Below are 13670 nucleotides of genomic sequence, written 5' to 3' on the forward strand. Positions count from 1 at the left end.
CCGGCCCGGAGGTTCGCCGGGGGAGGCGTCCGCAGCCCGGTCAGCGCGGGTCGACGCGCTCGGCCAGTCCGGGGTAGCGCAGCACGTAGCCGTCGCCGTCGAGGTCGATGTCGGCGGTGAAGGTGTCGCTGGTGAAGCGGACCCGACCGGGGCCGAGCGGGGTGTAGACCTGCTCGGCGGGCACCACCAGCAGGCTGGGCACCAGCACCCAGGCGACGTCGATCCGGTGCGGGATGTCGGCCGCGGCCCGGGTCAGCCCGAGCCGGCGCACCGGTAGCGCGTTGAACAGCGCCGCTCCGCCGAGGTCGACGTCCACCGCGCCGGCCAGCCGGCCCGGGTCGTCGGTGCCGGGCAGCCCGACCGGCGGGTGACCGGCCGCCCGCAGCGCCGCGTCCAGGTCACCCTGCTCGGCGGTGGTCACCCGCCAGCCGCCGGTCACCCGCTCCAGGCGTACGCTCCGCATCCACCCGGTGCCCTCCGCCTCCACCTCGACGCGGAGGCTGGCCCACTCCGGGTCGGTGGCGAGATGGTAGCGGCAGGTGTAGGGGATCGGGTCGACGGCCGCCAGCGTGCCCCGCGCCGTCAGCCCACGGCCGTCGTCGAACAGCGCGTGCTCCGCGCCGGCGGTGTCCGTCCGGGTCCAGAAGAGCGACTTCGGCATGGTCGGCATGAGCCGGACGTTACGCGACCCGGCCGGCACCGGCAGCGGATGCGCGAACGCCGCCGCGGAGCCTGGGCCCCGCGACGGCGTTCGTGGCTGCCGCTGGTGATCAGTGGGTACGCGCGGGCGGACGCCCGCCGAAGCCCCGCCGGTCGTCGCGCGGACGCTCGTCGCGCCCCCGACCCTCGGGCCGGAAGCCGCCCCGGTCGCCGAAGCGCCGCTCGCCCTGGGGGCGGTCGCCGTAGCTGCGGCTGTCGGTGGGGCGGTCGCCGTAGCGGCGTTCGCCCTGGGGCCGGTCGCCGTAGCGCCGCGTGCCCCGGGTGTCGCGGTCGCCGTAGCGGCGCGGGCCGCCCGGCCGGTCGCCGTGCCGGCGCGGCTCCTCGTGCTCGACGCGCACCGGGACGCCGCTCGGCTCGCGGGCGCCGGTCAGCTCGGCGAGCGCCGGATCGCCGGCCCGCACGCGGGTCTCGGCCGGTGCCACGCCGGCCTTCTCCAGCATGGCGAGCGTGGTCCGCCGCTGCTTCGGCAGCACCAGCGTGGCCACCGCGCCGGACTCGCCGGCCCGGGCGGTACGCCCCGCGCGGTGCAGGTAGTCCTTCGGGTCCTTCGGCGGGTCGACGTGCAGCACCAGCGAGACACCGTCGACGTGGATGCCCCGGGCCGCCACGTCCGTGGCGACCAGGACGTTCACCCGGCCCTCACGGAACTCGGCCAGCGTGCGGGTACGCATCCGCTGGGTCTTGCCGCCGTGCAGCCCGCCCGCCCGTACGCCGACGGCGGCCAACTGCTCGACCAACCGGTCGACGCCGAGCTGGGTGCGGGCGAAGACCATCGTCCGCCCCTCCCGGGCCGCGATGGAGGCGGCGACCGGGAACTTGTCGTGCGGCGGGATCAGCAGCATGTGGTGGTCCATGGTGGACACCGAGGCGGTGGACGGGGCGGTGGAGTGCGTCACCGGGTCGGTCATGAACCGCTTGACCAGCGCGTCGACGTCGCCGTCCAGGGTCGCCGAGAAGAGCAGCCGCTGGGTGCCGGCCGGCGTCTTCGACAACAGCTCGGTGACCTCGGGCAGGAAGCCCATGTCGGCCATCTGGTCGGCCTCGTCGAGGACGGTGACCTCGACGTCGTCCAGGTGGCAGACGCCCCGGGCGATCAGGTCGCCCAGCCGGCCCGGGGTGGCCACGATGATCTCCACCCCGCGCCGCAGGGCGTCGATCTGCCGGTCGTACGGCACGCCGCCGACGGCGGTCTTCAGGAACACGCCGACGGCCTTGCCGAGCGGCATCAGCGCGTCGTTGACCTGCATCGCGAGTTCCCGGGTCGGCACCAGGACCAGGGCCCGGGGGCGCAGCGGCCGGGCCCGGTTGCGGTCGGCCACCAGGGCCAGCAGGGGCAGGCCGAAGGCCAGGGTCTTGCCGGAGCCGGTCTGGCCCCGGCCGAGGACGTCCCGGCCGGCGAGCGCGTCCGGCATGGTGGCGCGCTGGATCTCGAACGGGGTGGTGATGCCCTGTCGGGCGAGCGCCTGGACCAGCGGCTGGGGCAGCCCCAGCGCGGCGAAGTCGGTGGCCTCGGGCGTCACCGGGGCGCCCGGGTCCTGGGCGGTGCCGTCCCGCTCGACGGCGGTCTGCGCGTCGGCGGTGTCGAGGGCGGGCAGGAACGTGCTGGGTTCAGCAAAGGTCGTCAAGAAATGCCTTTCGAGCGGGGCGCATCTTCGCGATGGCCTGCCGCAGCTGAACGCCGCCGAATCGCCCGCAAGATCGCCCATGGGCGCGCAGGACGCGCCGGGTCAGTGATCCTCACCAGTGTACGGCGACAGGACGAACCCGCCACCCGACCACGGACGGGTAGTGGGCGGGCTCACCATCGTCGTCGTACGCGGCTCACTTGCTCAGGACGCCGCCCACCAGCCCGCCCACCGTGTCGTTGGCGAGCAGCACGACCAGCACGCTGATCGCCACGAGCAGGCCCAGCGAGGCGGCCAGCACGACCACCACCTTGGTCGTGCTGGACCGCTGCTCGGTGGGGGTCTCCGTCCAGCCCTGGGCCAGGATGTGCCCGGTCAGCGAGCCGGAGTTCTCCACCGGGTTGTTCGGGAACGCGACGGTGCTGAACCCCGGGCCCTCGGTGCCGGCTCCGGTACCCGCACCGTAGATGGTGCCCAGGTCGGGCCCGCCGTCGTAGCGGCCCGCGGAGGCGCCCTCGGCCTGCCCGACGCGCGTGGACGGGCCGCCGTCGACGCGACCGCTCAGCCGACGCGCCTCCCGGGGCGCGGTGGCCGGCTCGGCGCCGCCGGGCCGGCGGTCACCCGGGTTGGTGGGCGGCGGCCAGCCCGGCAGCGCGGGAGCGGGCACGGCCGGCGGCCCGGAAGCCGGCGGCGGAGAGAACGGCGGCGCGGATGCCGGGGGTGCGGAGAACGGCGGTGCGCTCGCGACGGGGCCCGGTATCGCTCCGGCGCTCGCGGCGGCCGTGAGGGGCGGCGGCGGGAACGGTGGCGCCGGCGTCGGGCCGGGCGGGGGCGGCGGGGCGGGCACCGGCGGCCCGGGCGGCGGCGTGGGCGGACCCGGCAGGGGCGGTACCGGCGCCGGCGGCCTGGGCCCCGGCCCCGGGGGCATCGGGCCGGGCGGGTAGGGACCGGGGACCGGCGGCGTCGGAGTCGGGACCGGAGGGGCCGGCGACGGCGGGTTCGGACCCGGCACCGGCGGCGTGGGCGCCGGCTCGGGCTCCGGGACGGGTGGGGTCGGCGGCTGCGCCGGCTCCGGCGGCTGGGCGGGCTCCGGGGGCTCCGGGTTGACCGGCGCCGCCCGGTAGATCCGGGCCTCGCCCGTCCGGGACCGGACGGCCCCGGCCTCGTCGGCCGACATCCGCCGCATTCCCGGTACGGCGGCGCTGGCCCGCGCCCCCGCCGTGGCCCGCTGCCCGGGGACCGGGGCGGCGGCCGGAGCGCCGGTTCCGGCGGCCCGGTAGGTGGTGCCGGCGCTCGGACCGGTCGGCGGTGCCGCGTCGCCCGCACCGGGCGCGGCGGCGGTGGCCACGGACACCCGGCCCCGGGCCGGCGCGGCGGGCTGTCGGCGTACGTCGTCGGCGGGCGGCTCGGGCGACGCCGCGGACGGCCCCGCTCCGCCGTCGGCTGCGGCCGGCGTCGGTGCGCCGACGGACGTCAGGGGATGCGGTGCCTCGGCACGGCTCCGGTCGGGCGTGGATCCGTGGTCGACCGGCTCCGCCGGAACCTCTTGTTCGGCCATGCTCGCCCTCCGCGCACGCTCGCGCCCGGATCCGCGACATCGGACCGGGCGTGCCTGTCTGTCACCGTGCCACATTCCGGCCCGGCGGCACAGCCGGAGCGCGTTCCGGGGCGGTGTCGGGGCCGATCCGTCGGCCGGCCCGGGGACCGTGGTCAGCTGCCGGTGCTCGCCGAGGCGGTAGCCGACATGCTGCCCGCCGGAGCGGAGCTGCTCTGCGCCGTGGTCGGTGCCACACTGCCGGTCGAGGCGCTCGGCGAGGAGGTGCCCGACCTGCTCGGGGACGGCGGCGGCGAGGTCGACGTGCTGGGCGTGGCCGTGGGCGAGGGGGTGCCGGTGGGCGTCGCCGACGGCGAGGTCGACGGTGACGTCGACGGCGAGGTCGACGGGCTCGGCGACGGCGAGGTGGGCGACGGGGTCGGCTTCGGGCTGGCCGGCGGCTTCGTCGCGGGCGGCTTGCTCGGCGTCGGCGTCGGCGAGGGGGTGCTGACCGGCGCGGGCACCGCCCCGATGACGCGGGTGGCGGCGTAGAGGCGCGACCAGCGCACGGTGGAGATCTTCACCACGTCGCCGGTGGTCGGCGCGTGGATCATCTTGCCGCCGCCGACGTACATGCCCATGTGGTGGATCGTCGTCCAACTGGTGCCAGAGGCGAAGAAGAGCAGGTCACCGGGGAGCAGCGCGGTGCGGGACACGGTGCGGGACCGGGTGGCGTAGTACTGGTCCCGGGAGACCCGGGGCAGCCCGTAGTAGCCCGCCGACCGGTAGGCGGCGTAGATGAGGCCGGAGCAGTCGAACCGGTCCGGCCCTTCGGCCGCCCACAGGTAGGGGTCGCCGAGCTGCGCCCTGGCGTACGCCAGGGCCTTCAGCGCCGTCGGGTGGGCGGCCAGGCCGTTGGCGGTCTCGTTGCCGAGGTAGCCGGCGCCGAGGCGCTGTTCGGCGGCCTCCTGCTGGCGCTCGATCTCGACGAGATGGGCGGCGTTGTCCCGCTTCAGCTTGTCCAGCTTCTTCTCGGCCTCGCGCAGGGCCTTCTCGCCGGCGGCGTACTCCGTCCTGGCGCCCGTGAGGCGGGACTCGGCCGAGACCATCGCCTGGTTGGCGGCCTGCTCGCCGGTGCGGGCCCGGGACACCTCGCCCTCGGCGGCGGTGGTGCCGCCCTCGGCCTTCTCGCCCCGGATGATCCGGGAGAGCCGGCTCAGTTCGTGCAGGTCGTTGGCGAACTCGCCCGGCGGGAGAGCGGCGGCGGCCTTGAAGGCGCCCGCGGCGGCGGCGTCGGCACCCTCCTGGGCGCGCGCGACCGCGTCCCGGGCGAGGGCGAGGTCGCGCTCGGCGGTGGCGCGCTGCGCCTCGGCCTCGGTGCGCTTCTGCTGGAGCAGGAGCAGTTGGTCACGGAGCTGCCCGACCTGGGCCTCGGCGGCGTAGATCTGGGCGGCGAGCGGGCCGTTGCCGACGTTGCCGGCCGGCACGCCGGGGACCGTGCCCGGCAGCCCGGGAACAGTGCCCGGCAGGCCCGGGACCGTGCCCGGCAGCCCGGGGACCGGCGTGCCGCCGGGGAGCTGGAGCTGGCCGGTGTAGGACGGACGGGACCCGGTGTCGGGGACGCTGGTGGGCAGCGACGGGTCGGCCTGGACCGGGTTGGCGAGGACCGTGGCGGCGACGGCGCCGAGCAGGGCGGACCAGAGCGCCGGGCGCAGCACCGGCGAGATCACCGGGCTCCGCCGTCGCTGCCGTCGCCCGTGCCTGCTGTCGACCATTCCGCTCCCCGTCCGGCCTGCGTCGCCGCGCCGGGTGGGCGCGGCGGTGGGGACGCTACCAGCGTGTGGCGAACGTCCCACCCTGTCTTACCGCACCCAGGCAACGATGTCGATGCGTGGACAGGTAACGGGTGCCTGAGAGTTCGGTGAACCGGCCCACGGGGGCCGACCGTGCTGCGGCGGCGTCGGCGGGCCGACGTACGCTCGATTCCTACCGCAGGTGGAAGGGACGTGGCTTTCGATGGACGCCGGACTCAAGCGTGAGCTCGAAGCGAAGGTGTACGCCGGCGAGCGGCTGACCCGCGAGGACGGGATCGCCCTCTACGACAGCGACGACCTCGCGTGGCTCGGCCGGCTGGCGCACCACCGGCGCACCGAGCTCAACGGCGACCGGGTGATGTTCAACGTCAACCGGCACCTCAACCTGACCAACGTCTGCTCCGCCTCGTGCGCGTACTGCTCGTTCCAGCGCAAGCCGGGGGAGAAGGACGCCTACACGATGCGCATCGACGAGGCGGTCCGCAAGGCCAAGGAGATGGAGGACGAGCAGCTCACCGAGCTGCACATCGTCAACGGCCTGCACCCGACCCTGCCCTGGCGCTACTACCCGAAGGTGCTGCGCGAGCTGAAGGCGGCGCTGCCGAACGTCAAGCTCAAGTGCTTCACCGCCACCGAGGTGCAGTGGTTCGAGAAGATCAGCGGCCTGAGCGCCGACGAGATCCTCGACGAGCTGATGGACGCCGGCCTGGAGTCGCTGACCGGCGGCGGCGCGGAGATCTTCGACTGGGAGGTCCGCCAGCACATCGTCGACCACGCCTGCCACTGGGAGGACTGGTCGCGGATCCACGCCCTGGCGCACAGCAAGGGCATGAAGACCCCGGCGACGATGCTCTACGGCCACATCGAGGAGCCCCGGCACCGGGTCGACCACGTGCTGCGGCTGCGCGAGCTCCAGGACGAGACCGGCGGCTTCGCGGTCTTCATCCCGCTGCGCTACCAGCACGACTTCGTCGACTCGGCGGACGGCAAGATCCGTAACCGGATCCAGTCCCATACGACGATGGCGTCGCCGGCCGAGTCGCTGAAGACCTTCGCGGTCTCCCGGCTGCTCTTCGACAACGTCCCGCACGTGAAGTGCTTCTGGGTCATGCACGGGCTGTCGGTCGCCCAGCTCTCGCTCAACTTCGGCGTCGACGACCTGGACGGCTCGGTCGTCGAATACAAGATCACCCACGACGCCGACTCGTACGGCACCCCGAACACGATGCACCGGGACGACCTGCTGCACCTGATCTGGGACGCCGGTTTCCGTCCCGTCGAGCGGAACACCCGTTACGAGGTGGTCCGCGAGTACGACGCCCCGCCGTCCCTGGCCGAGCGCCGCGCCGAGCCGCAGCAGGTCTGGGCCTGAGCCGGCACGTACCCTTCCAGACCATGACCGAGCAGCGGAGCGGGTTCCCCCGGCGCGACGCCGAGGGGCGCATCCTCACCCTGGGCGACCTGCTCGGGGTGAGCCTGGCCGGCCTGGTCATCGGCGTGCTCGCGGTGGTGCTGTTCGACTGGGCGTTCGCGCTGATCGGCAGCGGCGACTTCGGGCGGTCGAACGGCTGGCTGGCGATCATCCTGCCGGCCTGGCTGTTCTGGGACGACTTCCGCGCCTGGGAGTTCGGCGCGGCCCGGGTGGCGTCGGCGCTGGCGGCCGCCGCGGTGGGCGTGGTCGCCGGGCTCGTGGTGGCCGGCCTCGCCGCCGGTCTCCCGCCGCTGCTCTCCGGTGGGCTGGGGGCGGCGACCTTCACCCTCGGGTACGCGGTGGTCTGGTTCCACGGCGTCCACTGGCTGGCCCGCCGGACGGGCTGAACCTGCCGTCGGGAGCCCCGGCGGCGGAGAACGGAGTGCGGAAACGTGAGCGCGGCGGTCAAGTACACGCTGGGCCGGATCGGGCTGTTCGTCGCCGTGCTGGCGGCCCTCTGGCTGGTCGACCTGAACATCTTCATCAAGCTGATGGTGGCGCTGGCCTTCTCGGCCGCCCTGTCGTTCTTTCTGCTGAAGGGCTGGCGGGACGAGATGGCCGAGGAGATGGCCACCGCCGCCGAGCGCCGTCGCGCCGAGAAGGAGCGCCTCCGCTCCGCCCTCGCCGGCGAGGACGAGGACCCGGAAAAGTCCGCCAACTGAAGCTTGACGTCAACGACGCCTGGTGGCGAATCCAGCACGTTGCCGATAAGGGGAGCTTTGCGGAGGTCTGGACGCCGGGCCGTGGCCCCTCCGGCTCCCGTGAGCTCGCGATTCGCCGAATCGCGTGGACTCGTCTGGTCGTACCTCAATCGCCCTCAGGCCTTTGACAGGTGACTTTGCAGTCACCTAACATTCCCGGGTGCCCGAGGACGCCGTCATCGCTGCGATCGCCGATGCGTCCCGGCGGGCCATCCTCGACTCACTGCGTCGACGTGACGGCCAGACCGTCAGCGAACTCGGGACGCAGCTGCCGCGTCTGGGCCGGCACGCGGTTCTGAAGCATCTGGCCGTGCTGGAACACAGCCAACTGATCACCACCGTGAAGGTCGGCCGGCACCGGCACTGCTACCTCAATCCGGTTCCGCTGGTCGAACTTGCCGGCCGCTGGCTCGACGACTATGGCGTCGGGTGGGGGCTGGCCCTGAGCCGGTTACGAGATCACCTCGACTCCCAAGGAGCACCCGTGCCCAACGCCCCGCGCCACGTGCACCGCATCGTCATTGCCGCCCCCGCCGAGCGCGTGTGGCGTGCCCTGACCGACCCGCAGGAGTCGGCCGTCTGGTACTACGGCACCGGCGTGACCTCCACCTGGGCTACTGGCGCTCCCTACACCTACCGCTTCCCCGACGGTCGGATCGCGATCGAGGGGATCATCGAGCAGGTCGACCCGCCCCGGCGGCTGGTGATGACCTTCGCCGCCCGCTGGAGCGGCGCGGTGGCCGCCGACCCGCCCTCCCGGGTCACGTGGGACATCGCCACCGAAGGCGGCTTGTCCACGGTGACCGTGACCCACGAGGAGGTGGCCGTCGACTCGGCCACGGCCGCGCATGTCGTTACGGGGTGGCCCTTCCTGCTGAGCAATGTGAAGACCTTCGTGGAGACCGGCGAGCCGATGTCGCGCTGACCGCCCGTGTTCTGGCGTCGGTCAGCGAGAGGGTCGGCGGCGGGAACCGGCCGAGGGGCCCGGCCGCCGGGCTGAGCCGGGCGGCGCGAACCCCTCGGACGATCGGGTCGGTGTCAGGTCACCAGTTGGTGGAGCCGGCGACCTTCGGCCACGGCTTCAGCGTGGGCTTGATCAGGTAGACGACGCCCCCGGAACCGCCGGACACCCCGCCGCTGGCGTTGGTCCGCTTGGTGCGCAGCCAGATCTGCTCGAACTGCTCACGCGGGTAGACGTTGCGCACCGCCTCGTTGCTGGACGAGGCCGGGTCGTTGACGATGACGTCGCCGTCGGCGGTGAAGCCGACCACCACGAACAGGTGGCCGGAGGTGCCGTAGCCCGCCCCGTCCAGCTCGCTGGCGAGGAAGGACTGGCTGGTCACGACCGGGATCCCGGCGGCGATGAAGCGCTCCACCTCGTCCAGCGAGTGCAGCCGGGTGACCCGCGCCTCCAGCCCGGGGAAGCTGGCCGCGTACGCGGTGTTGAAGGGCCAGTTCCCGGCGCCGTCGTACTGGTAGTCGTAGACCATCCGGGCGGCGTGGTTGACCGTCGGGTCCGGGTAGGTCGGGTCGACCCAGGAGGTGTCCTCCTCGGACGCCTTGCGGCCCCAGTACTCGATCACCATCGTGGTGGAGGTGGGGGAGCACCAGGCCTGGCCGCCGCCGTCGTACTCGGGGTAGTGGCCGGCGTGGATGTTCTGCGAGTAGCGCGGCACGGCGAGCTCCCGGCCCCAGGCGATGCCGCCGGCGCTCGGCTCGACGGTGAACCGGTCGGGCACGTTGGAGCTCATCGCGCCCACCGTGTGCACGACCGGCGCGGCGCGCTGGCCCGGGGCCCGGTAGAGGGTGAGCCGCAGCTGGTACTCCCGCAGCAGCACGCCGACGGAGGCGTCGTCGATGCTGAAGGTGTCGGTCCAGATGGTCGACCAGGGGTCGCCCTGCCGGTTGACGCTGGTGCGCTTGATGTCGGCGTCGCCGGAGGCCCACCGACCCATCACGTACCACTTGGTCTGGACGCCGGTGTTGTACGTGCCCTGCATCTCCACCTGGATCCAGGTGCCGGCCGGGGTGCTCGCGTTCCACGAGGCGATCAGCTCGGTGGCGTCGAAGCCGATCCGGGTGACCGGGGAGGTCCAGGTCGCGTACTCCCAGCTCCTGGTCACGCCGGTGTGCGGGTCGGTGTAGTCGGTGGTGCCGAGCGGTCGGGCCAGCGTCACCCCCGGCCGGAGGCCGGGGACGGCCCGGGTGCCGGCGTGGGTGCCGCGACGCCAGTCGGGGTAGCGGGACCAGTCCTGGAAGGTGATCTGTTCGTCGTGGACCACCGGTCGGTTGGTCGACGGGGCCGCGACGGGTGCGGCGGCGACGGCGGGTGCCGCGGTGCCGAGAAGGGTGAGTGCGGTGGCGGCCGCGAGGGCGGCCGTACGCAGGCGTGTTCTGGCCATGGGTCCTCCGCAGGGACGGACGGATCGTTGCGGGTCAGTGTCCCGCCCGGAAGGAATTTTCGCCAGGGGTCGACAGTTGGAAAATCCTTGCCGATGCGAGGATCAGGATGGCATGCAACTGGGCAGCGATGGATGTTGATATGACCATGTGAGCGGTGGTGAAGTGTCCTCCACCGAGCGGGATCTCCTCCCGCCCCCCGAGGAGGTTGTCCATGGCCTTCCGCAACACCACCCTCCGCCGTCGCCTGGCGGTCGCCGTAGCAGCCGGATTCGCCCTGCTCACGGTCGCCGCCGCGCCGGCCACAGCCCGGCCGGCCCCGGACCGGGCCGACTCCGCGGCCTCGTCCTACCGGGTGCTCGGCCCGCGTACGGTCGACGACCGCACCGCCGTCGCCGGCACCGGCGCCGCCATCGACTTCGTCGAGCACGGCGTGCTGAACGTCTCGGCCACCCCGGCCGAGGCGGCGGCCATCACCCGGCTCGGCTTCCGGCTGGAGGCGGTCCCCGCCCCGTCGGCGGACGACCACGGCCACAGCCACGCCGAGGGGGACGTCGGCACGGCCGCCTTCCCGCCCGCCGACTCCAACTACCACGACTACGCCGAGCTGACCGCCGTGGTGAACAAGGTGGTCGCGGACCACCCCTCGATCGCCCGGAAGATCAGCATCGGCTCCTCGTACGAGGGCCGGGACCTGATGGCGGTGAAGATCTCCGACAACGTCGCCAGCGACGAGAACGAGCCGGAGATCCTGTTCAACTCCCAGCAGCACGCCCGCGAGCACCTGACCGTCGAGATGGCGGTCTACCTGCTCAACCTCTTCACCGACAGCTACGGCACGGACTCCCGGGTCACCAGCATCGTGAACAGCCGGGAGATCTGGATCGTGCCGACGGTCAACCCGGACGGCAGCGAGTACGACATCGCCACCGGCTCCTACCGCTCCTGGCGCAAGAACCGGCAGCCGAACAGCGGGTCGTCGTACGTCGGCACCGACCTGAACCGCAACTGGTCCTACCAGTGGGGCTGCTGCGGCGGCTCGTCCGGCTCGACCTCGTCGGACACCTACCGGGGCCCGTCGGCGTTCTCCGCGCCGGAGACCCAGGCGCTGCGGAACTTCGTCAACAGCCGGGTCGTCGGCGGCACACAGCAGATCAAGGCGAACATCGACTTCCACACCTACTCGGAGCTGGTGCTCTGGCCGTTCGGCTACACGTACAACAACACGGCCCCCGGGATGACGGCGGACCAGTACAACACCTTCGCCACCCTGGGCCAGCAGATGGCCAACACCAACGGCTACACCCCGCAGCAGTCCAGCGACCTCTACATCACCGACGGGGACAGCATCGACTGGATGTGGGGCCAGCACGGCATCTGGGCGTACACGTTCGAGATGTACCCCGGCTCGGCCGGCGGTGGCGGCTTCTACCCGCCCGACGAGGTCATCCCCGCCCAGACCTCGCGGAACCGGGAGGCGGTCCTGCTGCTCAGCGAGTACGCCGACTGCCCGTACCGGGCGATCGGCAAGCAGGCGCAGTACTGCGGCGGTGGTGGCGGCACCACGGTCTGGTCGGACACCTTCGAGACGGCCACCGGCTGGACCGTCAACCCGAACGGCACCGACACCGCGACCCTCGGGGTGTGGGAGCGGGGTGCCGCCCAGGCGACCAACTCCAGCGGGGCGAAGCAGCTCGCCCCGTACGCCGGCGCCAACGACCTCGTCACCGGCCCGCTGGCCGGCACGGCGGCCGGTGACCACGACGTCGACGGCGGCGTGACCACCGCCCGGTCGCCGGCGGTGACCCTGCCGTCGAGCGGCACGCTGACCCTCTCCCTCGCCTGGTACCTGGCCCACGGCTCGAACGCCTCGTCGGCCGACTACCTGCGGGTGAGCGTGGTGCACAACGGCGGCACCACGGCCCTGTTCACCCAGTCCGGGGCGGCCACCAACCGCAACGGCGCCTGGGCGGTGGCGAACGCCAACCTGACCCCGTACGCCGGTCAGTCGGTGCGGATCCTCGTCGAGGCGGCGGACGCCTCGGGCGCGAGCCTGGTCGAGGCGGCTGTGGACAACGTCACCATCACCAGTTCCTGACCCGGTGGGGCCCCGCTCCGCCCCCGGGGGGGCCCCACCAACCCACCGCACCCGTCGATCCAGGGCATATCGCCGCCGCTGACGATCAGCGACCGTCGATGCGCCCTGGATCGTCGAGGCACGTCCGGGGTGTGCGCTACCGTTCTACCGACCACGCGCAGCGAAGCCGGTGCGAGCCCGGCGCTGTCCCGCAACTGTGATGTCCCGCCACCCGGCCGCGCGCCGGGGCGTGGCGGGGACGAGCCAGGTCGCCTGCGTCCGTGGTCGCGACTCGCGCTCTCGAGGAAGGGCGCCTCGCGGACGGGCGCCACCGCTCCCTGTCGGCGAAGCACCACGCTCCTCGACCGACAGGAGGACCCGTGCTCAGACGTACCCCCCGGCTCTTCGCCGCGACCCTCGCGGTGGCCGCGCTCGCCCTCGGCGCCTGCGCCGAGAAGAGCTCCGACGACACCCCCGCCGCCGGCGCCAGCTCGGCCGGCGCCGCCTTCCCGGCCACCGTCGGCTCGGTGACCCTGGAGAAGCGGCCCGAGAAGATCGTCTCGCTCAGCCCGACGGCCACCGAGATGCTCTTCGCCATCGGCGCCGGCAAGCAGGTGACCGCCGTCGACGACCAGTCGAACTTCCCGGCCGACGCGCCGAAGAGCGACCTCTCCGGCTACCAGCCGAACGCCGAGGCGATCGCCGGCAAGAGCCCCGACCTGGTGGTCCTCGCCAACGACACCAACAAGATCGTCGAGCAGCTCACCGCGCTGAAGATCCCCGTCCTGCTGAACCCGGCGGCGACCACGCTGGAGGACACCTACCGGCAGATCACGGACCTGGGCACCCTCACCGGCCACGCGGGCGAGGCCGCCGACGTGACCAAGCGGATGAAGGACGACATCGCCAAGCTGGTCGCCGACCTGCCGAAGCGCGCCGAGAAGCTGACCTACTTCCACGAGCTGGGCCCGGAGCTCTACACGGCCACCAGCAAGACCTTCATCGGCTCGCTCTACACGATGGTGGGCCTGGAGAACATCGCCGACGCGTCCGACCCCGACGGCAAGCAGGGCGGCTACCCGCAGCTCTCGCAGGAGGTCATCGTCAAGGCCGACCCGGACTTCGTCTTCCTCGCCGACACCAAGTGCTGCAAGCAGAGCGCGGAGACGGTCAAGGCGCGCGGCGGCTGGGCCGGCGTCACCGCCGTCAAGAACAACCAGATCGTCGCCCTCGACGACGACGTCGCCTCCCGCTGGGGACCCCGCGTGGTGGAGCTGCTCCGCGTGATCGTCGACGCGACCGCCAAGGTCCCCGCGTGACCCGCACCC

Annotated in this window: 11 protein-coding genes; 6 read left to right on the forward strand and 5 right to left on the reverse strand. The window is 73.2% G+C overall.

Annotated features, from left to right (window positions below; translation table 11 throughout):
• Positions 1-40 precede the first annotated feature (40 nt).
• The 4 genes from ACFHW0_RS16220 to ACFHW0_RS16235 all read right to left on the reverse strand — a co-directional run bounded on the left by ACFHW0_RS16220 (position 41) and on the right by ACFHW0_RS16235 (position 5654).
• Entirely contained in the window at positions 41-661 is a 621-nt protein-coding gene (locus ACFHW0_RS16220) for a putative glycolipid-binding domain-containing protein (protein ID WP_416608751.1), read from the reverse strand.
• 109 nt (positions 662-770) lie between these two features.
• The gene (locus ACFHW0_RS16225) at positions 771-2345 is read right to left on the reverse strand and encodes a DEAD/DEAH box helicase (RefSeq protein ID WP_416608492.1); all 1575 of its coding nucleotides are present in this window, start codon (positions 2343-2345) and stop codon (positions 771-773) included.
• A 196-nt stretch (positions 2346-2541) separates the two neighbouring features.
• Entirely contained in the window at positions 2542-3012 is a 471-nt protein-coding gene (locus ACFHW0_RS16230; RefSeq protein WP_416608494.1) for a hypothetical protein, read from the reverse strand.
• A gap of 1043 nt (positions 3013-4055) precedes the next feature.
• On the reverse strand, positions 4056-5654 hold the full coding sequence (locus ACFHW0_RS16235) for an NlpC/P60 family protein (protein ID WP_416608496.1): 1599 nt from the start codon (positions 5652-5654) through the stop codon (positions 4056-4058).
• A gap of 241 nt (positions 5655-5895) precedes the next feature.
• Between ACFHW0_RS16235 and mqnE the strand changes: the two genes are divergently transcribed.
• From mqnE to ACFHW0_RS16255, 4 genes are all read left to right on the forward strand, one after another.
• Entirely contained in the window at positions 5896-7065 is a 1170-nt protein-coding gene (gene mqnE / locus ACFHW0_RS16240; protein WP_416608497.1) for an aminofutalosine synthase MqnE, read from the forward strand.
• 23 nt (positions 7066-7088) lie between these two features.
• Positions 7089-7511, forward strand: coding sequence for a hypothetical protein (locus ACFHW0_RS16245; RefSeq protein ID WP_416608498.1), 423 nt, complete (start codon positions 7089-7091; stop codon positions 7509-7511).
• A 45-nt stretch (positions 7512-7556) separates the two neighbouring features.
• Entirely contained in the window at positions 7557-7826 is a 270-nt protein-coding gene (locus tag ACFHW0_RS16250) for a DUF4229 domain-containing protein (RefSeq protein ID WP_416608499.1), read from the forward strand.
• 199 nt (positions 7827-8025) lie between these two features.
• The gene (locus ACFHW0_RS16255; RefSeq protein WP_416608501.1) at positions 8026-8790 is read left to right on the forward strand and encodes an ArsR/SmtB family transcription factor; all 765 of its coding nucleotides are present in this window, start codon (positions 8026-8028) and stop codon (positions 8788-8790) included.
• Between the two features lie 118 nt (positions 8791-8908).
• On the opposite strand, the gene ACFHW0_RS16260 is transcribed toward ACFHW0_RS16255, so the two are convergent.
• Positions 8909-10267: a C39 family peptidase gene (locus ACFHW0_RS16260; protein WP_416608503.1), complete on the reverse strand. Its 1359-nt coding sequence runs from the start codon at positions 10265-10267 to the stop codon at positions 8909-8911.
• A gap of 212 nt (positions 10268-10479) precedes the next feature.
• On the opposite strand from ACFHW0_RS16260, the gene ACFHW0_RS16265 reads away from it, so the two are divergent.
• Positions 10480-12363 (forward strand): M14 family zinc carboxypeptidase, encoded by a 1884-nt coding sequence (locus tag ACFHW0_RS16265; protein WP_416608505.1) that lies wholly within the window; start codon positions 10480-10482, stop codon positions 12361-12363.
• Positions 12364-12722: 359 nt separating this feature from the next.
• Positions 12723-13661 carry an ABC transporter substrate-binding protein gene (locus tag ACFHW0_RS16270; protein ID WP_416608507.1) on the forward strand — a complete coding sequence of 313 codons (939 nt, stop codon included), beginning with the start codon at positions 12723-12725 and terminating at the stop codon, positions 13659-13661.
• Positions 13662-13670 lie beyond the last annotated feature (9 nt).

It is taken from the genome of Micromonospora sp. LOL_025 (assembly GCF_048060285.1).
GTDB lineage: Bacteria > Actinomycetota > Actinomycetes > Mycobacteriales > Micromonosporaceae > Micromonospora.

What these genes read in the sequence shown, in the direction of transcription:
- ACFHW0_RS16220 (WP_416608751.1), bottom strand. Translation starts at nt 661, where the DNA reads ATGCCGAAGTCGCTCTTCTGGACCCGGACGGACACCGCCGGCGCGGAG.
- ACFHW0_RS16235 (WP_416608496.1), bottom strand. Translation starts at nt 5,654, where the DNA reads ATGGTCGACAGCAGGCACGGGCGACGGCAGCGACGGCGGAGCCCGGTG.
- mqnE (WP_416608497.1), top strand. Translation starts at nt 5,896, where the DNA reads ATGGACGCCGGACTCAAGCGTGAGCTCGAAGCGAAGGTGTACGCCGGC.
- ACFHW0_RS16245 (WP_416608498.1), top strand. Translation starts at nt 7,089, where the DNA reads ATGACCGAGCAGCGGAGCGGGTTCCCCCGGCGCGACGCCGAGGGGCGC.
- ACFHW0_RS16260 (WP_416608503.1), bottom strand. Translation starts at nt 10,267, where the DNA reads ATGGCCAGAACACGCCTGCGTACGGCCGCCCTCGCGGCCGCCACCGCA.
- ACFHW0_RS16265 (WP_416608505.1), top strand. Translation starts at nt 10,480, where the DNA reads ATGGCCTTCCGCAACACCACCCTCCGCCGTCGCCTGGCGGTCGCCGTA.